Source organism: Sphingomonas sp. Leaf5 (genome assembly GCF_001421155.1).
Taxonomy (GTDB): domain Bacteria; phylum Pseudomonadota; class Alphaproteobacteria; order Sphingomonadales; family Sphingomonadaceae; genus Sphingomonas.
This window is the reverse complement of record NZ_LMJZ01000021.1, coordinates 435-27,067: the sequence shown is the minus strand read 5'-3', so window position 1 is coordinate 27,067 and position 26,633 is coordinate 435. Positions and strand designations below refer to the sequence as shown.

Here is a 26,633-nt window from a genome sequence, read left to right as displayed (position 1 = left end):
GCATGACACCGGCGGGTCGCCATTACGGGCTGGACTGGCTGCGCATCGCCGCATTCGCCATGCTCATCCCCTATCATATCGGGCTGGCGTTCAGCCCGTGGCACTGGATCGTGTCGACCGGCCACGCCTATCCTGCGCTGGTCGTGCCGATGGCGGCGCTGACGCCGTGGCGGCTGGGCCTGTTGTTCGCCGTGTCGGGCTATGCCAGCGCGATGCTGTTCGCGCGGGCCGGCGGCTGGGCGGCCTTTGCCCGCGATCGATCGCGGCGGCTGCTGGTCCCGCTCGCCTTCGGCATGGTCGCGATCGTGCCGCTCGAAATGTGGGTGCGGGTGCGCGAGAGCGGCTATCCCGATGGCTATCTGCATTTCTGGCTGTTCGATGCGTGGGCGGTCGGCACGCGGTGGGGCGTCGAGTTTCCCAGTTGGGAGCATCTCTGGTTCCTCGTCTATCTATGGGCCTACACCATGATCGTGGCCGGCGTCACGGCATCGCGCGCGGCGCTGGCATGGCTCGACCGGGTGGCGGCGTGGCTGTCGCCCGGCATGCGCCTGTTGTGGGTGCCGATGGCGGCGACGGCGGCGGCGCGACTGGCGCTGCTGTTCCTGATCCCCGAACGGCAGGGGCTGTTTCGCGACTGGGCGGGCCATTCGCAGTTCCTGACGCTGTTCGTCCTCGGCTTCCTGATTGCACGCCATCCGCCGCTGTGGCGCTCGCTCCACCGATGCTGGCCCCTGGCCGCCCTGCTCGCGCTGCTGGCGGGCGGCGTCGCGATGACGGTGGAGGTTCGCTATCCCGGCACCGCCATCCCGCCGCACGCGATGATGGCCGCCAGCCGCGCGGCTCGATCGGTCATGGCATGGGGGATGGTCGTCACGCTGTTCCACCTCGCCGACGCCCATGCCAATCGCGACCATCGCTGGCGGCGGACGCTGGGACAGGCGGTATTGCCCGCCTATCTCGTCCATCATCCCGCGATCGTGCTGGCGACGTGGTTCACCCTGCCGCTGGCACTGGCCCCACCGGTTCAGGCGGCGGCGATTCTGACCGCGACGATCGCCGCCTGCGCCGCGACCGTCGCACTGGCCCGGCTAGTGCCAACGTTCGGAGTCCTCGTCGGCGTCACCCCGCGCCCGGTACGACAGGGTGGCAGCCGACCCGCGATCTGCTAGCAGGCGGGCACGTAACCGTAGCAGGATGAAGCCATGTCGAGTGCCCCCGCCCCCCGCTGGACCCTGTTGGTGCATGGCGGTGCCGGCATCCTGACCCGCGACACCGTCAGCGCCGCGACCGACGCCGCCGCCCGCGCCGGCCTCGACGCCGCGCTGGCCGCCGGCGAAGCGGTGCTGGCCACGGGCGGCAGCGCGCTCGATGCGGTCGAGGCGGCGGTCGCCGTGCTGGAAGACGATCCTACCTTCAATTCAGGGCGTGGCGCGGTCTTCACCTTCGACGGGGCGATCGAACTGGATGCGGCGATCATGGACGGCGCGACCCGCGCCGCCGGTGCGGTCGCCGGCGTCACCCGCACCCGTCACCCCGTCAGCCTCGCGCGCGCCGTCATGGAACACAGCCCCCATGTCCTGCTCGCCGGCAAGGGTGCCGATACCTTCGCTGCCGAACAGGGCGTCGAACAGGTCGATCCCGACTGGTTCGTCACCCCCGAACGCCGCGCCCAGCTCGAGGCGATGAAGGCCAATCCCGATGGCTGGTTCGACGTCGACATGAAATACGGCACGGTCGGCGCGGTCGCGGTCGATGCCGCCGGCCATGTCGCCGCCGCGACCTCGACCGGCGGCGTCACCGGCAAGCGTTGGGGCCGGATCGGCGATTCGCCGCTGATCGGGGCCGGCACCCATGCCGACGACCGCGCCTGCGCCGTTTCGGCGACCGGGGCCGGCGAATTCTTCATCCGCATCGGCGTCGCGCACGAAATTTCGGCGCGCATCCGCTTTACCGGCGAAGACCTGCAAACCGCCGCCGACACGGTGCTGGCCGAGACGCAGGCGCTGGGCGGCACCGGCGGCGTCATCGTCGCCGGCCCCGATGGCGATGTCGCGTGGAGCTTCACCACCCCCGGCATGTATCGCGGCCGCGCCGGCAGCGACGGCACCCGCCGCGTCGCGATCTATGGCGAGGAAGGATAGTCGCGGTTTTCATGCCGGACGACAGGCTTTAAGGGGCAACCCGATGATTCGCCGCCTGTTCCTCGCGCTCGCCTGCCTGTTCGCGACCTCGCCCGCCTATGCCTATTGGGAATATGGCCACCAAAGCGTTGCGACGATCGCGCGGCTGAATGTCCGGCCCGAAACCCGCGCCGCGATCGACCGCATCCTGCGGCATCAGGGGCTGCTCGAAACCCCGACCTGCCCGGCGCGCACCATCGAGGAAGCGAGCGTTTGGGCCGATTGCGTCAAGCCGCTCGGCGAGCGGTTCAGCTATGCCTATTCATGGCATTACCAGAATGTCGACGTGTGCAAGCCGTTCGATCTGAAGGGACCGTGCAAGGACGGCAACTGCGTTTCGGCCCAGATCACCCGCAACCTGAAGCTGTTGAAGGACCGCGACGTCCCGATGCGCGAACGGGTGATGGCGCTCGCCTTTCTCGTCCACTTCGTCGGCGACCTGCACATGCCGCTCCATGCCGGCGATCGCGGCGACCTCGGCGGCAATTGGGTACGGGCGGATTACGGCATCTATTATCCCGACCGGTTCAATCTCCATTCGATCTGGGACGGTCCCCTCGCCGAACGCGCGATCAGCACGCCGCCTTCGATCCTGCGCGTCTACACCCCCGCCGAACGCGCACCGGTACAGGCCGGCGACGTCGTCGACTGGAGCCGCGACAGCTGGGAGATCAGCCGCGACTATGCCTATGCCCCGGCGCTGGGCGGCAACGGCTGCGGCCCGAAACCCGCTGGCCGGGTCAGGCTCGACGACGCGACCGTCGCCCGACTGGTCCCGATCGCACAGGGACAGGTCAAAAAGGGCGGCTTGCGCCTCGCCCGTCTGCTCGACGAGGCGCTCGGCTAGGCCGGATCGACCTTCAACGAACGCGGTCACCTGTCACTCCCCTCCCTGACAAGGGAGGGGCTGGGGCTGGGTCGGCCCCCGAGGAAAGACAGCGTTCCACAACCGACCAACCCACCCCCGCCCCCTCCCTTGTCAGGGAGGGGAGCAGTCGCGCGGGTGATCCGAATGAACGTCCGGCCCAAAGCATCGTTCGATCGGGTCGGGCCATTGTTACCGTGGCGATTTCGGTTCGCGGCAGGACGCAAAGCCAAAGCATCAACCCCTTCCAGTCGTACCAACCCACCCCCATTGCGCCGCGCGTCCGCGCATGTCAGCTTGGCCGCCTGCCAACGACCGCGACCACGCGGCGAGCGATAGGGGTGAGGATGCGGATTTTCGTGACGATGGCGGCGGCGACGCTGCTGGCCGGATGTGGCCTGAGCCCGGCGACCGGCGGACCCGAACTGGTGGTCAGCGGGCCGAGCGACGCCGTCGCCGCCTTCATCCGGCAACAGGGTGCCCAGCGACCCAGCCGCGCGACGACCTTTCCGCAGCCCGTTGCCCCCGGCCGCTCCAGCGCGCGCGTGTTGACCCCGGCCGGTACCGGTGCCGACACCGTCCGCCAGATCGCGCAGCAGGCGACCATGGCGGGGCTAAGCGCGGCGGTCGTCGCCGCGCACTGACCCGTCGACCGGAAAAACAAACGACGCGTTAACTGAATCTTGGCGCGTCGGCCGGCATATCCGATCGATGGTATCGACCTGTCGAACCCTGTGGATCGCGCTGCTCGTGGCGTTCGGTGCATTCTGCACGACGCCTGCGCGCGCGCAGGCAGGAATCGGCGGCGCGCCGCTGACGACCTGTGTCAGCCGGGTTCAGTCCGGCGACACCGTTCGCGGCGTGCTGGCCGATACCGGCCGGTTCGATTGCAGCACGCGGCAGATCGCGTTCGGACGCGGCGATTACTGGGTCCTGTCCGGTCGCCTGCCCACGCCCGCCGATCCGGCGGCGGCGATCCGCGTGCGACAGGTCAGCCTGTGGTACGACACGATGGACGTCTATGCGATCGCCGCCGATGGCCGCATCGCCGGCTGGGTCGACGACAATGTCGGCATCGGCCACCATATTCAGCTGGGCGCGATCCTCGAACATCGATTCATGCCCAACGGCGCACCGATCGAACGGGTTCTGTGGCGGGTCGGCGGGTCGGCCAATCTGCGGGGCATCGTGGTGGGTGCCCGCGTGACCGACGATGCCGAAAGCCAGCGGTCCAACATGCTGCTCGCCGCGTTCTACGCCGGCTTCATCGGGCTGTGCGCCGGCCTGCTCTTCTACAATTTCGCGCTGTGGCGGGTGCTGCGGCACGACTTCCAGATCGCCTATTGCGGCCTGCTCGCCTGCCTGATGATCTATGCGCTGTCGTCGTCGGGCACACTGGCATGGCTGCTGCCCGACCTCGCCAATAATCGCCGCATCCTGACCAGCTATGTGGCGCTGTCGTGGGGCATGGCCGCGGCGCTCGTCTTCTGCGCCTGTTTCTTCGAACGCCGGATTCTCGATGGCTGGCCGCTCCGGCTGATCCAGATGGTGATCGTCATTTTCGGACTGCTCGGCGTGCTGCTGATGGCGATCGGGCCGCTCGCCATCAGCCCGCTCGATCGCGTCTTCTCGCTGACGATGTTCGTTGCGCCGGTCGCGGTCGGCTTGGTGGTGTGGCGCGCGTGGCGGCGGCGCAGCAACTATCTCTGGCTGTTCGCGCTCAGCTGGGCCGCGCCGATGGGGATGCTGGTCGTCCGCTCGCTCTACAACGTCAACCTGCTGCGCTGGAGCTTCTGGATCGACAATTCGACGACGGTGGCGATGTGCGTCGAAACGCTGACCGCCAGTGCCGCCATCGCCTATCGCATTCGCGTGCTCAGCCACGAACGCGACGAAGCGGTGCGGCAGGAGGCGATCTCGCGCGAACTGGCCGATACCGATCCGCTGACCGGCCTGCTCAACCGCCGCGCCTTCCTGTCGCGCGCGATCGCGGCACCGGGTCCGCGGACGCTGATGCTGTTCGACATCGACCATTTCAAGCAGGTCAACGATACGATCGGCCACGACGGCGGCGACGAAGTCCTGCGCCAGTTCGCCCGGACGCTACGGCTGCACGCGCCGCCGGGGGTCCTGGTCGCCCGCATGGGTGGCGAGGAATTCGCGTTGCTGGGCGAAGACTCGGCGATGCCCGATCCCGACATGCTGCTCGCCAATGTCCGCGCGCAGCGCCTGCCGTTCGACCTGCGGGTGACCAGCAGCGTCGGCATCTGCCACGGCCCGTTATTGGACGAGAACGACTGGAAACGGCTCTATCGCCTTGCCGACAAGGCACTTTTTCAGGCCAAGGCCGCCGGTCGCGATCGTGCCGGACGCGCCCCGTTGTCGATGGCGGCCTGACCCCGATTACGGGCGACGCAACCCGGCTTGCATGTCGCGAAATCGCTGCTTACACCGTTGTAAATGAGCCGCGCCGCACCGATCCTCGACCGCTACGCCCATCCGGTTCGCTGGGACGAACCGATACCACCCATGTCGATGGTGACGCTGTTCGAGGAATCGGCCGCGCGGCGCGGCGCGGCGCCGCTGATCGATTTTCTCGGCCGCCATTACAGCTATGCCGAGACGAAGAACGGTGCGGACCGCGTCGCCTGCGGCCTTGCCAAACTCGGCTATGGTCCGGGCGACCGGATCGGGCTGTTCCTGCCCAATGTCCCGCATTACGTCGCCGCCTATTACGGCATCCTCAAACTCGGCGCGACGGTCGTCAACTTCTCGCCGCTCTACACCGCGCACGAACTGGCGGCGCAGGTCGAGGATTCGGGGACGAAGCTGCTGTTCACCCTGTCCGCCTCGGCGCTGCTGCCGACCGCGCTGGAGGTGCTGGAGCGCAGTTCGCTCGAACGACTGGTCGTCGGATCGGTCGCAGGCGCGTTGCCCGCCGCCAAATCGCTATTCTATCGCTGGTTCCGCTCGCAGGAGGTGACGCCGCGTCCCGACGACCGCCGGGTCGGTGCCTTTTCGGCGCTGATCGCCAATGACGGCGACTGCGGCATGCCGGCGATCGATCCCGAACGCGACCTTGCCCTGATCCAATATACCGGCGGCACGACCGGCAGTCCCAAGGGCGCGATGCTGACCCATGCCAATCTGTCGGCCAATGCCCGACAGGTCGCGTGGCTCGACCCCGACGGCAACAGCCGGCTCGACCGCATCCTCGGCGTGCTGCCGATGTTCCATGTCTTCGCCAACACCTGCGTCCTCAACCGCACCGTCGTGACCGGCGGAGAGATCGTGATGCTGCCGCGCTTCGACGCCGGACAGGTGCTGGCCGCGCTCGACCGGACCAAGGCGACCGCCCTGCCCGGCGTGCCGACCATGTACCGCGCGCTGCTCGACCATCCGCGCCTCAAGCAGACCGATTTCTCGTCGTTGCGCTACTGCATTTCGGGCGGTGCGCCGATGCCGCCCGAATTGAAGCAACGGTTCGAAGCGGCGACCGGCGCAACCCTTGTCGAGGGCTACGGCCTGTCGGAAAGCTCGGGCGTGGTGTCCTGCAACCCCTATGCCGGACCACAACAGGCCGGCAGCATCGGTCAGCCGATCGCCGGCACCCGCGTCCGGCTGGTGGACAAGGAAAACCCGACCCTCTACCCGCCGGTCGGCGAACCGGGCGAGATCGTCGTCGCCGGTCCGCAGATCATGACCGGTTATTGGCGGCGCGACGACACCCCCGACGCGACCTTCGTCACCGATGCCGATGGCGTCCACTGGTTGCGGACCGGCGATGTCGGCACGATCGACGACGACGGCTTCATCCGCATCGTCGACCGGCTGAAGGACATGATCGCGGTCGGCGGGTTCAAGGTGTTCCCGAGCGAGATCGAACGCGTCCTGTACCACCACCCCGCCGTCCGCGAGGCGCTGGTCGTCGGCCTGCCCAGCGACTATCGCGGCGAAAGTCCGCACGCCTATGTGACGCTGGCCGACGACGCCGATGTCGATGGCGATGCGCTGAAGGCCTGGCTCAACCCCCAACTCGGCAAACACGAACGCGTCGACGAAGTCGTCGTCCGCCTGACCCTGCCAAAAACGATGATCGGCAAACTCAGCCGCAAGGACCTGATCACCGAGGTGATGGCAGAACGCGGGTAACCCCTATCCACCGTCACCCCGGGCTTGATCCGGGGTCCCGCTTCTTGTCGTTTTCTCGCGAAGACACGGAAAAAGCGTGATTTTCGCGCTGAGGCGCAAAGGACGCAAAGATCAATCACGTGCCGCGCCAGCGGCTCTTATTTCAATAATATGCAACGCGAAGGCTTCGCCCACCCGTCCCGCAACCCCTTTGCGTCCTTTGCGCCTTCGCGCGAAACAAAATCCATCGTCTCTCCGCGCCTCCGCGCCTCCGCGTGAATCACCCTTCTTACCCAACTCTTCCGGCTCCACCCGAAATCCGGTACAGGCCCGCCGATGACCACCACCCCCAGGACCTTCCACGTCAAGTCGTTCGGCTGCCAGATGAACGTCTATGACGGCGAGCGCATGGCCGAATTGATGGCGGCGCAGGGCATGACCGCGACCGACGATGCGAACACCGCCGATCTGGTCGTGCTCAACACCTGCCACATCCGCGAAAAGGCGACCGAAAAAGTCTATTCGGACATCGGCCGCCTGCGCAAACACGGTGCCGACCCGATGATCGCCATCGCCGGTTGCGTCGCGCAGGCGGAGGGGGCCGAGATCGTCCGCCGGGCGAAGGTCGATGTCGTCGTCGGCCCGCAGGCATATCACAACCTGCCGAAGCTGGTCGCCGACGCCGCCGCCGGCAAGCCCGCACTCGACACCGACATGCCGCCCGAATCGAAATTCGGCCACCTGCCGGCGCGTCGCCGCAGCGGCCCGAGCGCGTTCCTTACCGTGCAGGAAGGGTGTGACAAATTCTGCACCTATTGCGTCGTGCCCTATACGCGCGGCGCGGAAATCAGCCGTCCTTTCGCCCGCATCGTCGATGAAGCGAAGGCGTTGGTCGATGGCGGCGCGCGCGAGATCACGCTGCTGGGGCAGAACGTCAACGCGTGGGCGGACGGCGACGGTCGCGGCCTCGACGCGCTGATCCGCGAACTCGACCGCATCCCCAAGCTGGAGCGCATCCGCTACACCACCAGCCACCCGAACGACATGACGCAGCGGCTGATCGACGCGCACCGCGACGTCGAAAAGCTGATGCCGTTCCTGCACCTGCCGGTACAGGCCGGCAACGACCGCGTGCTGAAGGCCATGAACCGCAGCCACACCGCCGACAGCTATCTGCGCCTGCTCGACCGGGTCCGCGCCGCCCGTCCCGATATCGCGCTGTCGGGCGACTTCATCGTCGGCTTTCCCGGCGAAACCGATGCCGAGTTCGAGGATACGCTGCGCCTCGTCGACGCGGTCGGCTATGCGCAGGCGTTCAGCTTCAAATATTCCCCACGCCCCGGCACTCCCGCCGCCGACATGGCCGACGAAGTCCCGCTGGCGGTGATGGACGAACGGCTGCAACGGCTGCAGGCGGCGCTGTTGCGCGATCAGAAGACGTTCAACGACGCGACGATCGGCCGGACCTGTCAGGTGCTGGTCGAACGGCAGGGCCGTCAGCCGGGTCAGATGCTCGGCAAGTCGCCATGGCTGCAATCGGTCCATTTCATGACCGACGCGAAGATCGGCGACATGGTCGAGGTCGAGATCGTCGCATCCGGCGCGGTCTCGCTATCGGGCGTGGAGCGCGTGCGGGCGGCGGCGTGAGCGACCTCGCGACGCGCGGGGCCATCGGCGACGACCTCGCCTATCTCCGCGCCACCTATCCGCAGCCCGACTGGCGCACCCATGCCAATTTCGGCCAGCTCGCCGATTTCTGGCTGCACATCCACGCGTCGCTGCGCGCCGAGGCGGCGGCGGTTGAAACCTCGCTCGCCGGCTTTCGCGACGGCAGGCTCGACGCACCGGCGTTCCAGCGCCGGTTCGTCCCCGACCTCAACCGTTTCCTCCAGCATCTGAACGCGCATCACCAGATCGAGGACAGCGCCTATTTCCCCAAATTCCGCGCGCTCGATCCGCGCATGGCGCGCGGCTTCGACCTGCTCGATGCCGATCACCATGCGATCCACGATGCGCTGGACCGGAATGTCGCGGGCGCACGGACCTTGCTGGCGGCGCTCGGCGGATCGGGCGCGGTCGACCGCGCCGCCGCCGACTATGCCGGGCGGTCGCGGACGCTGCTGACGATGCTCGACCGCCATCTCGCCGATGAGGAAGATCTGGTGATCCCGGCGATGCTCGAACATGGCGAGCGTCGCGTCACCTGAAAAATCCGCGTGTTGATACCTTGTATCAGCAACGAATGCCGCGGCGTTGCATTGTGCTGGCGACCTCTCTCATCATTGGAAACCCAGCATGACGACCCCCGCCCAGGGCTATGCCGCGCAGTCGGCCGACAGCAAGCTCGCCCCCTTCTCGTTCGAACGCCGCGATCCGCAGCCGAACGATGTCGCGATCGACATCCACTATTGCGGCGTCTGCCACAGCGACCTGCACACCGCGCGCGGCGAATGGCCCGGCACCCTCTACCCCTGCGTTCCCGGACACGAGATCGTCGGCAAGGTCACGGCCGTCGGCTCCGATGTCACCAAGTTCGCCGTCGGCGACACCGTCGGCGTGGGCTGCATGGTCGACAGTTGCGGCGAATGCCCGTCCTGCCATGAGGGCGAGGAGCAATATTGCACCGGCACCGGCATGGTCGGCACCTATAACGGCCCCGACCCCGTGCTCGGCGGCCACACTTTCGGCGGCTATTCGGACCATATCGTCGTCGATCAGGACTTCGTGCTGCACATCAAGCATGACGACGCCGATCTCGCCGCCGTCGCGCCGCTGCTGTGCGCCGGCATCACCACCTATTCGCCGCTCAAGCACTGGAAGGTCGGTCCGGGTCACAAGGTCGGCATCGTCGGTCTGGGCGGCCTCGGGCATATGGGCGTGAAGATTGCCGCGGCGATGGGCGCGGAAGTGTACGTCTTCTCGACCTCGCCCAACAAGCGCGACGACGCGATCCGTCTGGGTGCGAAGGACCTGATCGTGTCGAAGGACGCCGACGCGATGGCCGAACATGCCGGCAGCTTCGACTTCATCCTCAACACCGTCGCCGCATCCCACGACCTCGATCAGTTCCTTGCGCTGCTGAAGCGTGACGGGACGATGACGCTGGTCGGCGTGCCGGAAACGCCGCACCCCTCGCCCTCGGTCGGCACGCTGATCTTCGGCCGTCGTTCGCTTGCCGGCTCGCTGATCGGCGGTATCGCCGAAACGCAGGAAATGCTCGATTTCTGTCACCAACATGGCCTGACTGCCGATATCGAGACGATCGCGATGGACGAGATCGAAACCGGGTACGACCGGATGCAGAAGAGCGATGTGAAATATCGCTTCGTCATCGACATGGCGACGCTGAAGTAAGGATTTGGGCTCACGCGAAGGCGCGGAAACGCGAAGAAGGTTCGATTTCGCGCAGAGGCGCAGAGGCGCAGAGAGGTTTCGGGCGGGGCAAGCGCGTCGCCCCGGCGAAGCCTTTTGCCGCTGCGACGAGGTAGGAGCGTTGCTGGCGCAGCAATTGCAACCCCTCCGCGCCTCCGCGCCTCTGCGCGAAATCGAACCTTCTCCCTTCCCTTGCCTCAGCGCCTTCGCGTGAACCAAGTTTCGCTTCCCCCCCGCAAACGCATCTGCCAGTCTCTTCGTGATGAAGTCGCGCCGCCCCGTCCGATTCCAGGCCCGGCCCGGACCCGCGCGCCATCGCACCCCGACCGAAAGGATCGCATGAGCCGCAAGCCCGTCCCCGCCCAAGCCGGTCAGCGCGCCCGCGCCGAACTCAGCTTCGACAAGCCGCAACTGCTCGCCCGCCTGTTCGGCGAATTCGACGCGAACCTGCTGGCGCTCGAGGAACGGCTGGGCGTCTACATCACCGCCCGCGGCGACCGGGTCGGGATCGAAGGATCGGCCGAGGCGGTGGCCCATGCCCGCGAGGTGCTGAACGAACTGCATCGCCGCATCCTGCGCGGTGAGGAGGTCGACCCCGGCCTGATCGACGCGGTGATCGCGATGTCGTCGCAACCCGCGCTCGACGGCATCTTCCGCGCCGAAAGCGGTCAGGGCGCACCGTCGATCATGATCCGCACGCGCAAGAAGACGATCGTCCCGCGCACCGTTGCGCAGGCCAGCTACATGAATCAGCTGCTCGGCAACGACATCATCTTCGCTCTTGGGCCGGCAGGCACCGGCAAGACCTATATCGCCGTCGCACAGGCGGTGGCGCAGCTGATCACCGGCAGCGTGCAGCGCCTCATCCTCTCGCGTCCGGCGGTCGAGGCGGGGGAGAAGCTCGGCTTCCTGCCCGGCGACATGAAGGAGAAGGTCGATCCCTATCTCCGTCCGCTCTACGACGCGCTGAACGACTGCCTGCCCGCCGAGCAGGTCGAACGGCGCATCCTCTCTGGCGAGATCGAGATTGCGCCGATCGCCTTCATGCGCGGTCGGACGCTGGCCGATGCCTTCGTCATCCTCGACGAAGCGCAGAACACCACACCCGCGCAGATGAAGATGTTCCTGACCCGCTTCGGTCAGAACAGTCGGATGGTGGTGTGCGGCGATCCCAACCAGACCGACCTTCCCGGCGGCGTGCAGGCATCGGGCCTTGCCGATGCCACCCGCCGGCTGGAGGGGATCGAGGGCATCGCCTTCGCTCGTTTCGGCGCCGGCGACGTGGTGCGCCACCCGATCGTCGGCCGCATCGTCGAGGCCTATGAAGGGAAGGACGCTTGAGTCGAGGGATATCCTGCATTAGCTTGCGGGATATCCGCAGGAGGTCTCGATGGCATCGCTCTATATCAAGGATGCGGCTACCGCCGACCATGCCGCGCGCTTGGCCGCCAAGCTTGGCGTCAGCAAGACGGATGTCGTGCGTCGCGGCCTGATTGCGCTGGAAACCCAATTATCTCCGGACGAACGACGCCGTTCGTTGCACGATCGAATCGCGAAATGGCGTACGGCAAACCCCTTGCCGCCGCCTACCGGTCTGGAAGCCAACAAGGCGTTTTACGACTGGCTCAGCGGCGAGGAGGACGATTGACCCTCTTCGTCGATGCATCTGCGCTGGTCTCGATCATGACCGGCGAGCCCGAAGCCGCATCGTTGATCGACCGGATGGCAGATGACGGGCATCTGTTGTCCTCGGCAATCGCAGTCTGGGAAACGACGATGGCTGTCGCACGCAAACGAAAATGCCAGCCAGCGGAGGCGTTCGCGCTTGTCGAGCTCTTCTGCCATGACATGGATATCGCCCTGGCTCCGATCGGGCCGTCCGAATCCTCGATCGCCGTCGAAGCCTTTACGCGCTACGGCAAGGGTCGCCACGAAGCGAAGCTCAACATGGGCGATTGCTTCGCCTATGCCTGCGCCCGTACCAACAATGCCGCGCTGCTCTACAAGGGCGACGACTTCGCAAGGACCGACCTGAGATGATCGAGATCGCCGTACAGGCAGAGGCCGACTGGCCGCAGGATCAGGATTGGGAGGCCCTCGCCACCCGCGCTGCGACCGCCGCGATCGGCCGTACGCCGCAGGGGGTGTGGCTGACCGATCCGGCCCTGATCGAGATCGCGGTGCGCCTGACCTCCGATGACGAGGTGCAGACGCTCAACCGCCAATATCGTCAGAAGGATAAGCCGACCAACGTACTGTCCTTCCCGATGATCCAGCCCGATCTGCTCGACACCGTCACCCGGAACAGCGACGACGGCGAGGTATTGCTGGGCGACATCGTCCTCGCCCACGGCGTCTGCGCGGCGGAAGCGGCCGAACGCGGCATTTCGGTTGCCGATCATGCCACGCACCTGATTGTCCATGGCTGCCTGCATTTGCTAGGCCATGATCACCAAAATGATGCCGAGGCGGAAGCCATGGAGGCGATCGAGCGTTCGACGCTCGCCCAACTCGGCCTGCACGATCCCTATCCCGTTACAGAGGACTGACACGACCATCATGGCCGACGTTTCGACCAGCACCCCGCCCGGCGACAGTAGCAGCTCCGAAGGGGGCATATGGCGGGGGCTGCGCTCGCTGATCTTCGGCACCGACGCCAGCGAGACGCTGCGCGAACGGATCGAGGAAGTGATCGCAGCGCATGAGGACGAAAACGACGCGCCGGTCGCGGGCGACCTGTCGCCGATCGAGCGCAAGATGTTGCGCAACATCCTCCATTTCGGCGAACGCGATGCCGGCGACATGGGGGTCCCCCGCGCCGATATCGTCGCGCTGGAGGAGAACACCCCCTTCGCCGATGTCGTGAAGCTGTTCGCCGAGGCCGGCCACAGCCGCCTGCCGGTGTATCGCGAGAAGCTCGATACGATCGTCGGCATGGTGCACGTCAAGGACGTGTTCGCGATCCTCGCCAAGGGCGAGGAGCATCCGCCGACCGCGATCGGCCTGTTGCGACAACCGCTCTACGTCCCGCAATCGATGGGGACGCTCGACCTGCTCGCGCAGATGCAGGCCAGCCGCACCCACCTCGCCATCGTGCTCGACGAATATTCGGGCACCGACGGCCTGATCACCATCGAGGATCTGGTCGAGGAGATCGTTGGCGAGATCGAGGACGAGCATGACGATGCGCCGACCGACCTGTTCGTGCCGCTGGACGGCGGCGCATGGGAAGCCGATGCCCGTGCCGAACTGGAGGACGCCGCCGAACTGATCGACCCGCGTTTGGGCGAAGTCGACGAGGACGTGGAGACGCTGGGCGGCCTCGCCTTCGTACTGGCGGGCGAGGTGCCCAAGGAAGGCACCTGCCTCGATCACCCGTCAGGCTGGCGGATCGAGATCATCGCCGCCGACACCCGTCGCGTCCTCCGCCTGCGGCTTCACCCGCCCCACCCGCAGATCGAAGAGTAACAGCCTTCCCGCCGCAGGGAGGGGGACCGTGCGACGCATGGTGGACGGGGGGGGCACGAACGTAGCACCACGATAGACAAAACCGATCACCGACAACGATATAATCGGTTTCACAAAGCAACCCGACTCCGATAGTCCCACGAAGCGGACAGGTTCGCGAGCCCCCCTTCGAACCGGTCCGACGGGCCGCCGGCACTCCTCCCTTGTGACCGGCGGCCCTTTTCATCGGAACGCCCGCGCCCCCTTCCCCCGTCGCCTGCACCGCCCTATTCGTCGGCGATGCGCAAACACGTCATCCGCTTCGGCTTCGTGCTGCTGGTCCTGATCGCAGGGCTGGTCTTCTACATCACCCGTCCCGACCGGGCGCAGTTGAGCGAGAATGCGGTGGCGGGGCGCACGCCGCAGCTGACCGCGGTCCGCGACCAGTGGTTCCCGACCGTCCGCGTCGCCGATCCGATCGGCTGGAAGGACGGCCAGACCCCGACCGCCCCCGCCGGATTGCAGGTGCAGCCGTTCGCCAAGGGCCTCGACCATCCGCGCTGGCTCTACCGCCTTGCCAATGGCGACGTGCTGGTGGCCGAAAGCAACAGTCCTCCGCGCGAAGGCGGCGGCATCACCGGCTGGTTCATGCGGCTGTTCATGAAGCAGGCCGGGGCCGGCACCCCTTCGGCAAACCGCATCACCCTGTTGCGCGACGCCAATGGCGACGGCACGGCGGAGGCGCGTTCGGTATTCCTCACCGGGCTGAACTCGCCATCGGGCATGGCAGTGATCGGCGACTGGCTCTACGTCGCCAATACCGACGCGCTGGTCCGCTATCCCTTCCGCAGCGGCCAGACCCGCATCACCGCCGCACCCGAAAAGATCGTCGACCTGCCCGGCGGCGGCAATCACTGGGCGCGCAACGTCGTCGCCGATCCCGACGGCAAGTCGCTGTACGTCAGCGTCGGCTCCGCTTCGAACATCGCCGAAAACGGCCTCGACATCGAAAAGAACCGCGCCGCGATCTGGCAGGTCGATCCGGCGAAGAAGACGTTCCGCATCTATGCCAGCGGCCTGCGCAACGCCAACGGCATGGCGTTCGAACCGCGCAGCAAGGATCTGTGGACTGTCGTCAACGAACGCGACATGCTCGGCTCCGACATGCCGCCCGATTATCTGACCAAGGTCGAGTTCGGCGGCAACTATGGCTGGCCGTGGCATTACTGGGGCGGCTATATCGACGAGCGGGTCCAGCCGCAGCGCCCCGACCTGCGCCAATATGTCGCCCGCCCCGACTATGCGCTCGGCGCGCACGTCGCGCCGCTCGGCCTCGCCTTCACCGCCGACATGCGGCTGGGCGAGCGGTTCGGCAACGGCGCGGCGATCGGGCTGCACGGATCTTGGAACCGGGTACCACCCTCGGGCTACAAGGTCGTGTACGTGCCCTTCGCCGCCAACGGCTTCCCCACCGCCAACGCCAAGCCGGTCGACCTGCTGACTGGCTTCCTGACCGCCGATGGCAAGGGCGTGCACGGCCGCCCGGTCGCGGTGATCGCCGACCGGACCGGCGCGATGCTCGTCGCCGACGATGTCGGCAACACCATCTGGCGGGTCAGCCAGCCGCTTTCGGCGCGCTGACCGGAGCTCTTTGAAAACGTGCTGAAGGCACGTTTTGCGGTGCCGGAGCGGGCCGGCACCGCCTGATCTCACTTCAACAGCGCCGGCCCATCCCTGCCCAGCTTCTCCTTGATCTTGTTCGCGAACATGGCGAGCATTGGCGGCAGGTCGAGCACCGCATGGACATGCGCATCATGCATTTCACAGCGCGCCTGCACCGTCTGCCCCATGCCGCTGACCGTGAAATGCAGCGTGTCGCCGTCCCAGCGTTTGCCGTGCAGCGTGCCGCCGGGGATCATACCCGCCAGCTTGTCGATGCCGCTGTCGATCCGCTGCCGTACGCCTTCGCGTCCGAGTTGATGGGGAATATCGACGGTCACCGGTTGGTTCATTGGGAAACTCCTTCGCGCGCCGATCTAGTGCGCGGTGCTGTTCGAAAACAGGTTCATCACGATCACGCCCGCGAGGATGAGCGCCATGCCGAACATCGCCGGCAGGTCAAGCCGCTGCCCCTGCCAGACCCATGCGATGCCCGCGACCAGCACGATGCCGACCCCCGACCAGATCGCATAGGCGATGCCGGTCGGCACACTCTCCAGCGTCCGCGACAGACAGTAGAACGCGATCGCATAGCCGATCACCGTCACCAGCGACGGCCCGATCCGCGTGAACCCGGCGGTCGCGCGCATGGTGGACGTGGCGACAACCTCGGCGATGATCGCACTGGCAAGCCAGAGATAGGGGTTCATGAAGTGGAGATAGGGCGGCGACGGTGGCGATGGAAGCTTGGCGGCGGCGCGTGGTTCTCGACAAGCTCGAACGGAACGGGCTGGGGGTCCGATCCTGCGCTACCCGTTTCACCACCCCGTTCGGTTCGAGCAGCTTCGAGCCTGCCGAGAAGCGTCCGTCGAGAACATTGCGTTCGGGGCACCCCGTTCTCGACAAGCTCGAACCAAACGGCGTTTCACTAGGTGTAGCCCAGCCCCCCTTGCACCCGCCCGCCACACATCGGATATGCGCCGCGTGCCCGCTCTCCTCGCCCTGCTCGCCGGCCTGACCTCGGCCCTCGGCTTCGCGCCGCTTCAATGGTGGCCGGTCACGCTGGCCGCGTTCGCGCTGTGGCTGTGGCTGGTCCACCGCGCGCCGACGCTGAAGGCCGCCCTGTGGCGCTCGTGGCTGTTCGGCGTTGCCCATTTCACCATCGGCAACAACTGGATCCAGCACGCCTTCGACTTTCAGGACCGGATGCCCCCCGCGCTCGGCTATGTCGCGGTCGTCGGCCTCGCGCTCTACCTCGCCGTCTATCCAATGATGGCCGGCGGCATCGCTTGGCGTCTCGGCAGGCGCAGCGAACGGCCCGACCTCGGCTTCGTCCTGATCGCCGGCGCAGGCTGGATCGCCACCGAATATCTGCGCGCGATCGTTTTCACCGGCTATGCGTGGAACCCGATCGCGGTGATCTGGGTCCCGACCCCGCTGCGCGCCCTCGCCGCCTATACCGGCACCTACGCCCTGTCCGGCCTGACCGTCGTCGCCAGCGCGCTGCTGCTCCTGCCTCGCCCGAAAGTGCGCGCCGGTGTCATCGTCGCCCTCGCCCTGCTGATGCTGGTCCCCGAGGACGCGCTCGACTTCAACCTGACGCGACCAACCATCGCCGCCACCGCCCCGCGCGTCCGCGTCGTCCAGCCCAATTTCCCGCAGGAGGTCGTCCGCAGCGAAGGCTATGACCAGCGCCTGCTCGACCGGCAGATCGAGCTGTCCGGCACCCCCGGCCCCGCCCCGCGCCTGATCGTCTGGCCCGAAGGCACCGTCAATTTCTACCTCGAGGACGGCTATCCGCCCGAATGGTATCAGCACCCCCCCGCGCTGCTGCGCGCGCGCATTGCCAGCACGCTGGGGCCGCGCGATGCGGCGCTGGTTGGCGGCACCGCGCTGTTCTTCTCGCGCGACGGACAGGTCACCGACGCCGGCAATTCGGTGTTCGCCATCACCCCCGATACCCGCATCGTCGGCCGCTATGACAAGGCGCATCTGGTGCCCGGCGGCGAGTATCTTCCGATGCGCTCGATCCTCCAGCCGCTCGGCCTCTCGCGCCTCGTCATGGGCGATGTCGACTTCCGCCCCGGCCCCGGCCCGGCGACGTTGGCGCTGCCCGGCTTCGGCCCGGTCGGTATGCAGATCTGCTACGAGATCATTTTCTCCGGCCAGGTCGTCGACCGCGCCCACCGTCCCGCCCTCCTGTTCAACCCATCGAACGACGCGTGGTTCGGCGGCTGGGGTCCGCCGCAGCATCTGGCGCAGGCCCGCCTGCGCGCGGCAGAGGAGGGGCTGCCTATCCTCCGGTCGACCCCAACGGGTATTTCGGCGGTGATCGACGCCACCGGTGGCCTCGTCGCGTCGATCCCCCCGGGTCAGGCGGGTGCCATCGAAGTCCCGATCCCCGCCCCGCACCCCCCGACCCTGTTCGCGCGGGTCGGCAACTGGATGGCATTGCTGGCGATAGTTTTGCTGTGCGGCCTCACGATTGCCATCCGTCGTCGCGCGCGCTAGGGCGACCATATAAGGAAAGCTTTATATGCGGCATGGCAACGGCCGCGCGCTTTCCCTCTAGCCTAGAGGAAGTCCATGCGTTCCAATTATCTCTTCACCTCGGAATCGGTTTCCGAAGGCCATCCCGACAAGGTCGCGGACCAGATTTCCGATTCGATCGTCGACCTGTTCCTGTCGAAGGACCCCGAAGCGCGCATCGCCTGCGAAACGCTGACCACCACCCAGCTGGTCGTCCTCGCCGGTGAAATCCGCTGCAAGGGCGTGTTCGAAAACGGCGAATGGGCCGACGGCGCACAGGCCGAGATCGAGCGTACCGTGCGCGAAACCGTGAAGAAGATCGGCTATGAACAGTCGGGCTTCCACTGGGAAAGCTTCCGCTTCGAAAACAACCTGCATGCGCAATCGGCGCATATCGCACAGGGCGTCGACGCGTCGGGCAACAAGGACGAAGGCGCCGGCGATCAGGGTATCATGTTCGGCTTCGCCTGCGACGAAACGCCCGACCTGATGCCGGCGACGCTCGATTACAGCCACAAGATCCTTGCCCGGATGGCGGCCGACCGCCATTCGCGCGCCGCGCCGTTCCTCGAACCCGATGCCAAGAGCCAGGTCACGCTGCGCTTCGAAAACGGCAAGCCGGTCGCCGCGACCGCGATCGTCGTCTCGACCCAGCACGCACCGGGCTATGACGAGGGGACCAAGGAAGCCGAACTGCACGATTATGTGAAGTCGGTGATCGCCGATATCCTGCCCGCCGACCTGCTGTCGGATGCGACCGAATATCACATCAACCCGACCGGCAGCTTCGAAATCGGCGGCCCGGACGGCGATGCCGGCCTGACCGGCCGCAAGATCATCGTCGACACTTATGGCGGCGCGGCCCCGCACGGCGGCGGCGCGTTCAGCGGCAAGGATCCGACCAAGGTCGATCGTTCGGCGGCGTACATCACCCGCTATCTGGCGAAGAACATCGTCGCCGCCGGCCTCGCCAAGCGCTGCACGATCCAGCTCGCCTATGCGATCGGCGTGTCGAAACCGCTGTCGCTGTATGTCGACACCCACGGCACCGGCACCGTCGCCGACGACGCGATCGAAACCGCGATCGCCGGCATCGCCAAGCTCGGCGGCCTGACCCCGCGCGGCATCCGTACGCATCTGTCGCTCAACAAGCCGATCTACCAGCCGACCGCCGCCTATGGCCATTTCGGGCGCAAGCCCGAGGGCGATCTGTTCCCTTGGGAAAAGACCGATCTGGTCGACGATCTGAAGGCCGCACTGGCGGCTTGATCCATATCGGGCCTGACGGCTCGACACGGACATGAAATTGCGGGAGGTTCGCCGACGGGGCGGACCTCCCGTTTTCATGTCCGCCCGCCAAGGGGGACGTGATGCGGCGGTTTGGCATGGGACTGTGGGCGATCGGGCTGTTGATGACGGCGGCATCGGCTGCTCCGGCGGTGGCGCAACTGCAGAGGAATGCGATAGCCGCGCCGGCCGACCAGCCCTATCGCTTCAAGCATAGCGGGCTGACCATCCCGGCGATGCTGGAGGGAATGCCGCGCGGACGAATCGAACAATTCGGCACCGACGAACTCGACGTGTTCGCCAATTACGAACGCGGGTCGGACGCGATCACCATCTATGTCTATCGCAGCGTCAGCGGCGCGGTACCCGTCTGGTTCGACCGCGCCAGTGCCTCGATCGAAACGCGGCGGGACATGTACGGCATCGCCACCGCCGCAGGTCCTGCGACCGCATTCACCCCGCCGGGGCAAAGCGTCGCCAGCGGCCTGATGGGCGCGTGGTCGGTCTCGAAGCCGCCCTATCGCGGCACCGGGCTGGCGCTCCTGCCGATGGGCGACTGGCTGGTAAAGGTCCGCTATAGTTCGGCGACGCTCGACGGCGCGGGGATCGCCGCACGGTTGCCGGCCATCCTGGCGGCGCTGACCTGGCCGACCGGCCTTGCCGCGGCTGCACCCGGCCAGCCCATCGCGGATTGTACGACTCCGCTCGACTTCCCGAAAAAGGCGAAGCTGGTTCGCGATGAGAAATCGAACATGATGTCGGGGCTGCTGGGCGGGATGTTGCAGTCGATGGCCTCGGACAAGCTGGCGGAAAAGGACGCACCCGACACCCAAGCGCAGAAGCCGGCGACATGGTGCCGCGATCCCGGCCCCAGCCCGGTCGGTGCCGTCTATCGCAGGGACGCAGCCCTTGATTCCTATCTGCTGGCGTTCAGCGATGCAGGTCGCGGGGCATGGGTCGCGCCCGATATGTCGGGCCTGCTGCTTGGCAAGAAGGGAGGCACGCGCTGGTCGGTTGCCTTGGTCGACATGGCCGAGACCTCTAACTACCCGCCGCTGACCGCCCTGCCCCGTCCGGCGGAGGTGCTGGCGCTGGTCCAGCAACCCGCCATCTCCACCACGCGGACATGGGGCGACAAGACGATCACCCTCAACGGCGGCGCGATGCCGGGAAGGCGTTGAACGGACGGGCGCTGAACCGATTGGCGTTCGGAGCATGCCTCACGACATCATCCGTTGCCCCAGCGACGGCCTGGGCGGGATCGACATTCAGTTCGCTGGGCGCAGAAATAGCGGTCCGTCCCCTTTCGTCACTCCCGCGCAGGCGGGAGTCCATAGACGCCAGCGTCGCGGATCCAGCCAAACCGTCGGCGTTTATGGATTCCCGCCTGCGCGGGAATGACGAAATCCCATGGTTATCGCTGAATGTCGATTGGTCCTAGGTCTCGCGCGGCGCCTGCCACCCGTTTTGATCGGGAAATCCCAATTCTTCGCCGGGACCACGTCGCAAGTCGGGCGGGTCGGACTGCCGTCGCAGAGGTTCCGTCCCGACCCGGAGCGCGGCTCCCTTCCGGCCGCAGCGCAGGATTTCCTACAAGCTACCCCTCCGGTATATCCGGAGCAGAAGTGCAAACCCGATCGCAGGCAATGTCGATCGAGTTCGAAAGATCTTTGACAGGTAGTTGAACCGATTAGTCGATCGGCCCGACGTCGCGAATGCGCCAACTGCGCACGAGTGTGACTTTTGTGACCTTTGACCTTCGCGCTGGCCACGCTACGCCGCCTCCGGCAACACCCGCGCCACCACCGCCTCCGCCACCAGCCCGATCACCGCCCCGACCGCGACATCGATCGGAAAGTGCGTCCCCCGCGGTATCTGGATCGCCGCCACCGCCGCCGCCCCGGCATAGGCTGGCCCGGCCGCATCCGGATATTCCCGCGCCACCGCCCGCGCCACCGCCAGCGCGCCCGCGGTATGCCCCGACGGAAACGAGTTTTGCGGCCCCTCATCGGTATCGCCCGGCTTGGGTCGATGGTCCTCCCGGTCGCTGAACAGTTTCGGCCGCGCCCGGTCGACATTGGCCTTGATGACCGCCTTGGCCAGCGTCGCAAGGCCGTGGGCGGCCAGCATCCGCACCCCCGTCCGCGTCAGCCGGGCATCGCTCCGCCACAATCCGACGGCGATCGTGGTCAGGTTGATCGCGACCATCGGCGGCTGGTCGGCCACTTCACTGAGCATTCCGGCGAACTTTACCACCGGGTGATCGTGCAGTTCACCCGCCACACCCCGCCCCGCATCGATATCGGCATCGACCAGCCGCTTCGCCTGTTGTTTCGCCTTGCGCTTCTTGCCCATGGGAACCGAACCACCGGCGGACGCGGAAGCTCCCTTGTCGGATCACCACACTGCCGGGTAGGAGCGCGGCGATGAACGATCCGACTACCATCCGCCGCCTCTATGGCCGTCGACAGGGGCACAAGCTGCGCGAGGGGCAGGCTTCACTGGTCGAGCAGTTGCTGCCCCGCGTATCGGTGCCCGAAACCGGCCCGCTCGACTCGCGCACCCTGTTCGGTGACGATCGCCCGATCGAAGTCGAGATCGGTTTCGGTGCCGGCGAACATCTGGCGGGTCAGGCATCGGCGCGGCCGGACCACGGCTTTGTCGGCTGCGAACCGTTCCTCAACGGCGTCGTCGGCGCGCTCAACCACATTCGCGACGGCGAATTGACCAATGTCCGCCTGCACATGGGCGACGCGCTGGAAGTGATCGAACGCTTTCCCGACGCCTCGCTGGAACGCGTCTACCTGCTGCACCCCGATCCCTGGCGCAAGGCGCGCCATGCCAAACGGCGCATGATGAACCACGGCCCGATGGACCTGATCGCTGCCAAGCTGCGGCCGGGCGGCGAGTTCCGCCTGGGCACCGACGATCCGACCTATTGCCGCTGGGCGATGATGATCATGGACCAGCGCCGCGACTTCGCCTGGCAGGCGCAGACCGCCGCCGACTTCCTGACCCGCCCCGCAGACTGGCCGGAAACCCGCTACGAGCGCAAGGCGCGACGACAGGGTCACGAAGTCTGGTATTTCCGCTACCTCCGGCTTTAGACCGCGACCGGGCTCGCCACCCGGCCATTCTCGCCGAAGATGCGCAGGTAGCGGGCGATATCGGCGGGATCGCCGGTCGCCTTGGCGGGATTGTCGGACAGCTTGACCGCCGGGCGGCCATTGGCGCTGACGACCTTGCACACCAGCGAAATCGGCTCCAGCCCCTCGCCGCCCAGCGGATCGCAACCACGAAAGTCGTTGGTGAGGTTCGTGCCCCAGCCGAAGCTCATGCGCACGCGTCCGTGAAAATGTTCATAGGTCGCGATGATGCTGTCGACGTCCATGCCGTCGGAAAAGATCAGCAGTTTCGAGGCGGGATCGACGCCGCGTTCCTGCCACCAGCGCAGAATCTGCTCGCCGCCCTCGATCGGCGGCATGCTGTCGGGGCGAAAGCCGGTCCAGTCGGCCAGCCAATCCGGCGCATCGCGCAGGAACGCGGCGGTGCCATAGGCGTCGGGTAAGGCGATGAGCAGGTTGCCGCCATAATGCCGCTGCCATTCCGCCAGCACGCGATACGGTGCGGCGGCGATGCCGGCATCGTCGTCGGCCAGCGCCGCTTCGACCATCGGCAGTTCGTGGGCGTTGGTACCGATCGCCTCGACCCCCGCCTGCATCGCGAGCAGCACGTTCGAGGTGCCGACGAACCGATCGCCCAACCCCTCCTGCAACGCCTCGACGCACCAGCGCTGCCACAGGAAACCGTGCCGCCGCCGGGTACCGAAGTCGGACAGGACCAGATCGGGCAGGACGCGCAGCCGCTCGACCTTGTCCCACAACCGCGCCTTCGCCCGCGCATAGGTGACGTCCAGCGCGAACCGGCCATGATCGCGCAGCGCCGCCCGCGCCCGCAATTCGTTGATGATCGTCAGCGCCGGGATTTCCCAGAGCGAGGTTTCGGCCCAGGGGCCTTCGAAATGTAGTTCATACTGTCCGTCGCGCACCGACAGGTCGTATGCGGGCAGGCGGAACCGGCTCAACCAGTCGACGAAATCGGGCGAAAACATCCGCCGCACGCCGTAAAAGCTGTTGCCGGCCAGCCAGATCAGTTCCTGTTTGGTGAAGCCGATCGTCCGGGCGTGGTCGAGTTGCGCGCGCAGTTCGGCTTCGTCGATCACCTCGGCCAGCCGCACCGACCGGCTGCGATTGATGACGGCAAAGGTCGCGTGGACGTCCGGATGGACCTCCCGGATCATCTGCACCATCAACAGCTTGTAGAAATCGGTGTCGAGCAGGCTGCGCACCACCGGGTCCAGCCGCCAGCCATGATCCCATACCCGGGTCGCGATATCGGTCATCACCATCGATCAGCCTTTCGGAACATAGACATAGAGTTCGGCCGGACGGAATGCGCGCCCCGCCTCGAACGCGCCGGTCGCCCGCAGCGCGCCCCGTTCGAGCATCCGGCGGCGAAAGGCCGGCTTGTTGAGCGGCCGTCCCAGCACCGCCTCATGGACCCCCTGCAACTCACGCAGGGTGAAGTGCTCGGGAACCAGCGCGAAGGCGTCGTCATCGATCGTCCGGCGCAAATTCGCGATCGTCATCGCGATGATATCGGCATGGTCGAACGCCAGCGTAACCACACCGCCATCGACCATGATCGAGCCATCGGCGTCGATCGTCGCCAGACACTGGTCGGCATGGCGCGGTACCGTGGCCAGGCGCGCCGGTGCCAGCAGCGCGCGATGCGCAATCGCGATGATCCGCATGCGGGGGTCGCGGTCGGTGTTGCCGAAGGCATGCACTTGTTCAACCGCGATGTCGGTCAGCCCCGCCTTCATCCCCAGCACCCGTGTCGCCGCCGCCTCGAGCGATTCGTCGATTCCCACGAAACCGCCCGGCAATGCCCAGCGTCCGGCGAAAGGCGGCCGGGTTCGCCGCGTCAACAACACGCAGAGCCGCCCCCCCGCAACGCCCAACAGGACGCAATCGACCGTGATCGATGGCCGGGCATAGGCCGTCGGATCATAACCGGTCAGGAACAATGGCTCTTCCATCCGCCTTACATATATGCAAATAGAATATATTCAAGGCGAAGCCGAAGGGAGACGAACAATGGCCGCTGTCATCATCGTCGTGGATACGCAGGCGGATTTCATCCTGCCGGACGGAGCGTTGCCGGTGCCCGATGCAGAAACGATCGTCGCGCCGCTCGCCGCATGGCTGCAAACGCGAACCGCGCGCGACACGGCGGCGGTCGTCTTCACCTACGACACCCATTTCGTCGAAACCTACCCGACGAGCGCGGAAGCCGAACAATTCCCGATCCATTGCGTCCGGGACAGCGCGGGCTGGCGCAACCTGCTGGACCCGTTGGCAATCGATCCGGCGATCCCGTGCCGGACGCTGGAAAAGGGCGTGTTCGACATGTGGGCGGAAGCCGGCCTGCCGCTGTTCGACCCCCGCGACGGCGCGCCACCGATCGACCGGGACGCCTTCTTCGCGGCCCTGCAGGACCGCGGCATCAACCATGCAATCGTCGTCGGCGTGGCGGCCGATTACTGCGTCCGCTGGGCGATCGACGGTCTTGTCGCGCGCGGGTTTACGGTTTCCGTGCTATCGGCGTTGACGCGCGGGATCGCGCGTACGATCGAGCAGGTCGTCGGCCAGGATTTCGCGGGACGGCCGGTATCGCTCGATGCAGCATTTCAAGTCCAGCTTCCTCAATCACTTGGTAATGGTATTTGATGCATGTTATGCCGGATGCACCACTGTCGAACGACGGTGGGAACAAGGGTTGACGGATGACGCATATACTTGTCGCTGACGACCATCCGATGTGCGCCACCGCGCTCGGCATGGCAGCGAGCGCGGTCGATCCATCGGTTACCAGGGATTGCGTGACCACCCTTGCCGAAGCCGAAAGCCTTGTTCGGCAACAGGAATACGATCTCGTCCTGCTCGACCTGATGCTGCCCGACGTACAGGGGTTCGCCGGACTTGCCCTGCTGCGCGCGGTGCGGCCATCAGCGACGATCGCGATCGTATCCGGCCGGGAAGAACCGGCGGTGATCGCACAGGCACGCGCGCTCGGCGCGCAGGGGTTCATTCCCAAATCCTCCTCGATCGACCAGATGATGGACGCGATCCGCAGCCTGCTGTCCGGCAAGCACTGGGTCCCGGCCGGTCTCAAGGACATGCCGCTCGCCGATCCGCGCATCGATCTGGCCGAACGGATGGGGACGCTGTCGATCGCGCAGTTGCGCGTGCTGCGCGCGATCGCCAACGGGCATCAGAATAAGCAGATCGCCTATGACCTGCAACTCGCCGAACCGACCGTCAAATCGCATCTGTCGGCGATCTTTCGCAAATTGGGCGTGAGCAACCGGACGCAGGCGGTTCTGGCGCTACAGGCGTTCGACGCCTGAAGCGCGAGGCCGGCCACTGACGCGGAGCCCTCCGTCGATCTGGAACGGCGGCGAGGTCTGCACTTGCCGCCGGCGCACCGCCTGGTCTTGCTCGTACGGGAGCGCGGGAACCCGAACCCGTCTAGATCTTTGCGAGCGTACCGATCGCTGCTCTCTGCCGTAGCCCCGCATGGCGGGGGTCGGGGGTTTCTGGCGCAAGCCCTTGTTCTGCCTGGCTCCGGACCCCCGCCTCCGCCGGGAGTGTTCACGTGAGACTCTGTAGACGTTTTCTGGCGAGGAGGATGTCGGGGGTGATTTCGAGCATCTGTTGGGTCTTGGAAGCGCGCCTGGTTCGGCGGTTGAAGCGGGCCAGCATGTCGCGGAACGAGGCGTTGGACGATTCGATCAGATGCGTCTGCGCCTTGGTCTGCTGGTGGGGTTCGGGCGCGCCGATCCGCGCAAAGGCGCGTTTTCTGGCGAGGAGGATGTCGGGGGTGATTTCGAGCATCTGTTGGGTCTTGGAAGCGCGCCTGGTTCGGCGGTTGAAGCGGGCCAGCATGTCGCGGAACGAGGCGTTGGACGATTCGATCRGATGCGTCTGCGCCTTGGTCTGCTGGTGGGGTTCGGGCGCGCCGATCCGCGCAAAGGCGAGGTGGTAGCAGGAGTTGGCGTCGGTGAAGATGGCGCTGATCTGGCCGACAGCGGCCTTGGC

The 26,633-nt window shown here is 66.4% G+C and carries 27 protein-coding genes; 21 read left to right on the top strand and 6 right to left on the bottom strand.

Features of this window, described 5'->3' with window-relative positions; all coding sequences use genetic code 11:
- The first annotated feature begins 2 nt into the window (after positions 1 to 2).
- The 15 genes from ASE50_RS13690 (at position 3) to ASE50_RS13620 (ending at position 15,636) form a co-directional block, all read left to right on the top strand.
- Positions 3 to 1,169 carry an acyltransferase family protein gene (locus tag ASE50_RS13690; protein WP_056401550.1) on the top strand — a complete coding sequence of 389 codons (1,167 nt, stop codon included), beginning with the start codon at positions 3 to 5 and terminating at the stop codon, positions 1,167 to 1,169.
- Positions 1,170 to 1,202: 33 nt separating this feature from the next.
- A complete protein-coding gene (locus ASE50_RS13685; RefSeq protein WP_056401549.1) occupies positions 1,203 to 2,141 on the top strand; it encodes an isoaspartyl peptidase/L-asparaginase family protein in 939 nt (312 codons plus the stop codon).
- A gap of 43 nt (positions 2,142 to 2,184) precedes the next feature.
- The gene (locus ASE50_RS13680; RefSeq protein ID WP_056401547.1) at positions 2,185 to 3,027 is read left to right on the top strand and encodes a S1/P1 nuclease; all 843 of its coding nucleotides are present in this window, start codon (positions 2,185 to 2,187) and stop codon (positions 3,025 to 3,027) included.
- A gap of 365 nt (positions 3,028 to 3,392) precedes the next feature.
- On the top strand, positions 3,393 to 3,689 hold the full coding sequence (locus tag ASE50_RS13675; protein ID WP_056401544.1) for a hypothetical protein: 297 nt from the start codon (positions 3,393 to 3,395) through the stop codon (positions 3,687 to 3,689).
- 67 nt (positions 3,690 to 3,756) lie between these two features.
- Positions 3,757 to 5,442 (top strand): sensor domain-containing diguanylate cyclase, encoded by a 1,686-nt coding sequence (locus tag ASE50_RS13670; RefSeq protein ID WP_056401541.1) that lies wholly within the window; start codon positions 3,757 to 3,759, stop codon positions 5,440 to 5,442.
- 138 nt (positions 5,443 to 5,580) lie between these two features.
- Positions 5,581 to 7,197: a long-chain-fatty-acid--CoA ligase gene (locus tag ASE50_RS13665; protein WP_082439034.1), complete on the top strand. Its 1,617-nt coding sequence runs from the start codon at positions 5,581 to 5,583 to the stop codon at positions 7,195 to 7,197.
- A gap of 315 nt (positions 7,198 to 7,512) precedes the next feature.
- Complete coding sequence (gene miaB / locus ASE50_RS13660) at positions 7,513 to 8,823, top strand: tRNA (N6-isopentenyl adenosine(37)-C2)-methylthiotransferase MiaB (protein WP_082439020.1); 1,311 nt, start codon at positions 7,513 to 7,515, stop codon at positions 8,821 to 8,823.
- Complete coding sequence (locus ASE50_RS13655) at positions 8,820 to 9,383, top strand: hemerythrin domain-containing protein (RefSeq protein WP_200909556.1); 564 nt, start codon at positions 8,820 to 8,822, stop codon at positions 9,381 to 9,383. The genes miaB and ASE50_RS13655 overlap by 4 nt, the downstream gene beginning before the upstream one ends.
- A gap of 88 nt (positions 9,384 to 9,471) precedes the next feature.
- Positions 9,472 to 10,530 carry an NAD(P)-dependent alcohol dehydrogenase gene (locus ASE50_RS13650; protein WP_056401536.1) on the top strand — a complete coding sequence of 353 codons (1,059 nt, stop codon included), beginning with the start codon at positions 9,472 to 9,474 and terminating at the stop codon, positions 10,528 to 10,530.
- A 357-nt stretch (positions 10,531 to 10,887) separates the two neighbouring features.
- Positions 10,888 to 11,889, top strand: a complete 1,002-nt coding sequence (locus ASE50_RS13645; RefSeq protein ID WP_056401533.1) for a PhoH family protein — start codon at positions 10,888 to 10,890, stop codon at positions 11,887 to 11,889.
- Positions 11,890 to 11,938: 49 nt separating this feature from the next.
- Complete coding sequence (locus ASE50_RS13640; protein ID WP_056401530.1) at positions 11,939 to 12,196, top strand: type II toxin-antitoxin system VapB family antitoxin; 258 nt, start codon at positions 11,939 to 11,941, stop codon at positions 12,194 to 12,196.
- Positions 12,193 to 12,588 carry a type II toxin-antitoxin system VapC family toxin gene (locus tag ASE50_RS13635; protein WP_056401527.1) on the top strand — a complete coding sequence of 132 codons (396 nt, stop codon included), beginning with the start codon at positions 12,193 to 12,195 and terminating at the stop codon, positions 12,586 to 12,588. Before ASE50_RS13640 ends, ASE50_RS13635 begins: the two co-directional genes overlap by 4 nt.
- Positions 12,585 to 13,097, top strand: coding sequence for an rRNA maturation RNase YbeY (gene ybeY / locus ASE50_RS13630; RefSeq protein ID WP_056401524.1), 513 nt, complete (start codon positions 12,585 to 12,587; stop codon positions 13,095 to 13,097). Before ASE50_RS13635 ends, ybeY begins: the two co-directional genes overlap by 4 nt.
- Positions 13,098 to 13,107: 10 nt before the next feature.
- Entirely contained in the window at positions 13,108 to 14,016 is a 909-nt protein-coding gene (locus tag ASE50_RS13625; protein WP_056401519.1) for a hemolysin family protein, read from the top strand.
- Between the two features lie 279 nt (positions 14,017 to 14,295).
- On the top strand, positions 14,296 to 15,636 hold the full coding sequence (locus tag ASE50_RS13620) for a PQQ-dependent sugar dehydrogenase (protein ID WP_056401516.1): 1,341 nt from the start codon (positions 14,296 to 14,298) through the stop codon (positions 15,634 to 15,636).
- A gap of 68 nt (positions 15,637 to 15,704) precedes the next feature.
- On the opposite strand, the gene ASE50_RS13615 is transcribed toward ASE50_RS13620, so the two are convergent.
- Complete coding sequence (locus ASE50_RS13615; protein ID WP_056401513.1) at positions 15,705 to 16,007, bottom strand: polyhydroxyalkanoic acid system family protein; 303 nt, start codon at positions 16,005 to 16,007, stop codon at positions 15,705 to 15,707.
- A gap of 24 nt (positions 16,008 to 16,031) precedes the next feature.
- Positions 16,032 to 16,364, bottom strand: coding sequence for an SMR family transporter (locus tag ASE50_RS13610; protein WP_056401510.1), 333 nt, complete (start codon positions 16,362 to 16,364; stop codon positions 16,032 to 16,034).
- 265 nt (positions 16,365 to 16,629) lie between these two features.
- Here ASE50_RS13610 and lnt point away from each other — a divergent pair, with 265 nt between their 5' ends.
- From lnt to ASE50_RS13595, 3 genes are all read left to right on the top strand, one after another.
- Positions 16,630 to 18,165, top strand: a complete 1,536-nt coding sequence (gene lnt, locus ASE50_RS13605) for an apolipoprotein N-acyltransferase (protein ID WP_056401506.1) — start codon at positions 16,630 to 16,632, stop codon at positions 18,163 to 18,165.
- A 75-nt stretch (positions 18,166 to 18,240) separates the two neighbouring features.
- Positions 18,241 to 19,452 carry a methionine adenosyltransferase gene (gene metK, locus ASE50_RS13600; protein WP_056401504.1) on the top strand — a complete coding sequence of 404 codons (1,212 nt, stop codon included), beginning with the start codon at positions 18,241 to 18,243 and terminating at the stop codon, positions 19,450 to 19,452.
- A 101-nt stretch (positions 19,453 to 19,553) separates the two neighbouring features.
- Positions 19,554 to 20,651: a hypothetical protein gene (locus tag ASE50_RS13595; RefSeq protein WP_056401501.1), complete on the top strand. Its 1,098-nt coding sequence runs from the start codon at positions 19,554 to 19,556 to the stop codon at positions 20,649 to 20,651.
- 592 nt (positions 20,652 to 21,243) lie between these two features.
- On the opposite strand, the gene ASE50_RS13590 is transcribed toward ASE50_RS13595, so the two are convergent.
- Positions 21,244 to 21,825, bottom strand: coding sequence for a phosphatase PAP2 family protein (locus tag ASE50_RS13590; RefSeq protein WP_056401499.1), 582 nt, complete (start codon positions 21,823 to 21,825; stop codon positions 21,244 to 21,246).
- Positions 21,826 to 21,896: 71 nt separating this feature from the next.
- Here ASE50_RS13590 and trmB point away from each other — a divergent pair, with 71 nt between their 5' ends.
- Positions 21,897 to 22,577 carry a tRNA (guanosine(46)-N7)-methyltransferase TrmB gene (gene trmB / locus ASE50_RS13585; protein ID WP_056401498.1) on the top strand — a complete coding sequence of 227 codons (681 nt, stop codon included), beginning with the start codon at positions 21,897 to 21,899 and terminating at the stop codon, positions 22,575 to 22,577.
- On the opposite strand, the gene pncB is transcribed toward trmB, so the two are convergent.
- Both pncB and ASE50_RS13575 read right to left on the bottom strand, forming a co-directional pair.
- Positions 22,574 to 23,878 (bottom strand): nicotinate phosphoribosyltransferase, encoded by a 1,305-nt coding sequence (gene pncB, locus ASE50_RS13580; protein WP_056401493.1) that lies wholly within the window; start codon positions 23,876 to 23,878, stop codon positions 22,574 to 22,576. The two genes, trmB and pncB, sit on opposite strands and share 4 nt — an antisense overlap.
- 3 nt (positions 23,879 to 23,881) lie before the next feature.
- Complete coding sequence (locus tag ASE50_RS13575; protein ID WP_056401488.1) at positions 23,882 to 24,571, bottom strand: NUDIX hydrolase; 690 nt, start codon at positions 24,569 to 24,571, stop codon at positions 23,882 to 23,884.
- 58 nt (positions 24,572 to 24,629) lie between these two features.
- On the opposite strand from ASE50_RS13575, the gene ASE50_RS13570 reads away from it, so the two are divergent.
- Entirely contained in the window at positions 24,630 to 25,262 is a 633-nt protein-coding gene (locus tag ASE50_RS13570) for an isochorismatase family protein (RefSeq protein WP_056401485.1), read from the top strand.
- A 56-nt stretch (positions 25,263 to 25,318) separates the two neighbouring features.
- On the top strand, positions 25,319 to 25,942 hold the full coding sequence (locus ASE50_RS13565) for a response regulator (RefSeq protein WP_056401482.1): 624 nt from the start codon (positions 25,319 to 25,321) through the stop codon (positions 25,940 to 25,942).
- A 244-nt stretch (positions 25,943 to 26,186) separates the two neighbouring features.
- Here the strand turns inward: ASE50_RS13565 and ASE50_RS18830 are convergent.
- Positions 26,187 to 26,633: IS1 family transposase (locus ASE50_RS18830; protein ID WP_162236193.1), on the bottom strand; the 447-nt coding region annotated here is incomplete at its 5' end.

What these genes read in the sequence shown, in the direction of transcription:
- ASE50_RS13690 (WP_056401550.1), top strand. Translation starts at nt 3, where the DNA reads ATGACACCGGCGGGTCGCCATTACGGGCTGGACTGGCTGCGCATCGCC.
- ASE50_RS13685 (WP_056401549.1), top strand. Translation starts at nt 1,203, where the DNA reads ATGTCGAGTGCCCCCGCCCCCCGCTGGACCCTGTTGGTGCATGGCGGT.
- ASE50_RS13680 (WP_056401547.1), top strand. Translation starts at nt 2,185, where the DNA reads ATGATTCGCCGCCTGTTCCTCGCGCTCGCCTGCCTGTTCGCGACCTCG.
- ASE50_RS13675 (WP_056401544.1), top strand. Translation starts at nt 3,393, where the DNA reads ATGCGGATTTTCGTGACGATGGCGGCGGCGACGCTGCTGGCCGGATGT.
- ASE50_RS13670 (WP_056401541.1), top strand. Translation starts at nt 3,757, where the DNA reads ATGGTATCGACCTGTCGAACCCTGTGGATCGCGCTGCTCGTGGCGTTC.
- ASE50_RS13665 (WP_082439034.1), top strand. Translation starts at nt 5,581, where the DNA reads ATGGTGACGCTGTTCGAGGAATCGGCCGCGCGGCGCGGCGCGGCGCCG.
- miaB (WP_082439020.1), top strand. Translation starts at nt 7,513, where the DNA reads ATGACCACCACCCCCAGGACCTTCCACGTCAAGTCGTTCGGCTGCCAG.
- ASE50_RS13650 (WP_056401536.1), top strand. Translation starts at nt 9,472, where the DNA reads ATGACGACCCCCGCCCAGGGCTATGCCGCGCAGTCGGCCGACAGCAAG.
- ASE50_RS13645 (WP_056401533.1), top strand. Translation starts at nt 10,888, where the DNA reads ATGAGCCGCAAGCCCGTCCCCGCCCAAGCCGGTCAGCGCGCCCGCGCC.
- ASE50_RS13640 (WP_056401530.1), top strand. Translation starts at nt 11,939, where the DNA reads ATGGCATCGCTCTATATCAAGGATGCGGCTACCGCCGACCATGCCGCG.
- ybeY (WP_056401524.1), top strand. Translation starts at nt 12,585, where the DNA reads ATGATCGAGATCGCCGTACAGGCAGAGGCCGACTGGCCGCAGGATCAG.
- ASE50_RS13625 (WP_056401519.1), top strand. Translation starts at nt 13,108, where the DNA reads ATGGCCGACGTTTCGACCAGCACCCCGCCCGGCGACAGTAGCAGCTCC.
- ASE50_RS13620 (WP_056401516.1), top strand. Translation starts at nt 14,296, where the DNA reads ATGCGCAAACACGTCATCCGCTTCGGCTTCGTGCTGCTGGTCCTGATC.
- ASE50_RS13615 (WP_056401513.1), bottom strand. Translation starts at nt 16,007, where the DNA reads ATGAACCAACCGGTGACCGTCGATATTCCCCATCAACTCGGACGCGAA.
- ASE50_RS13610 (WP_056401510.1), bottom strand. Translation starts at nt 16,364, where the DNA reads ATGAACCCCTATCTCTGGCTTGCCAGTGCGATCATCGCCGAGGTTGTC.
- lnt (WP_056401506.1), top strand. Translation starts at nt 16,630, where the DNA reads ATGCGCCGCGTGCCCGCTCTCCTCGCCCTGCTCGCCGGCCTGACCTCG.
- metK (WP_056401504.1), top strand. Translation starts at nt 18,241, where the DNA reads ATGCGTTCCAATTATCTCTTCACCTCGGAATCGGTTTCCGAAGGCCAT.
- ASE50_RS13595 (WP_056401501.1), top strand. Translation starts at nt 19,554, where the DNA reads ATGCGGCGGTTTGGCATGGGACTGTGGGCGATCGGGCTGTTGATGACG.
- ASE50_RS13590 (WP_056401499.1), bottom strand. Translation starts at nt 21,825, where the DNA reads ATGGGCAAGAAGCGCAAGGCGAAACAACAGGCGAAGCGGCTGGTCGAT.
- trmB (WP_056401498.1), top strand. Translation starts at nt 21,897, where the DNA reads ATGAACGATCCGACTACCATCCGCCGCCTCTATGGCCGTCGACAGGGG.
- pncB (WP_056401493.1), bottom strand. Translation starts at nt 23,878, where the DNA reads ATGGTGATGACCGATATCGCGACCCGGGTATGGGATCATGGCTGGCGG.
- ASE50_RS13575 (WP_056401488.1), bottom strand. Translation starts at nt 24,571, where the DNA reads ATGGAAGAGCCATTGTTCCTGACCGGTTATGATCCGACGGCCTATGCC.
- ASE50_RS13570 (WP_056401485.1), top strand. Translation starts at nt 24,630, where the DNA reads ATGGCCGCTGTCATCATCGTCGTGGATACGCAGGCGGATTTCATCCTG.
- ASE50_RS13565 (WP_056401482.1), top strand. Translation starts at nt 25,319, where the DNA reads ATGACGCATATACTTGTCGCTGACGACCATCCGATGTGCGCCACCGCG.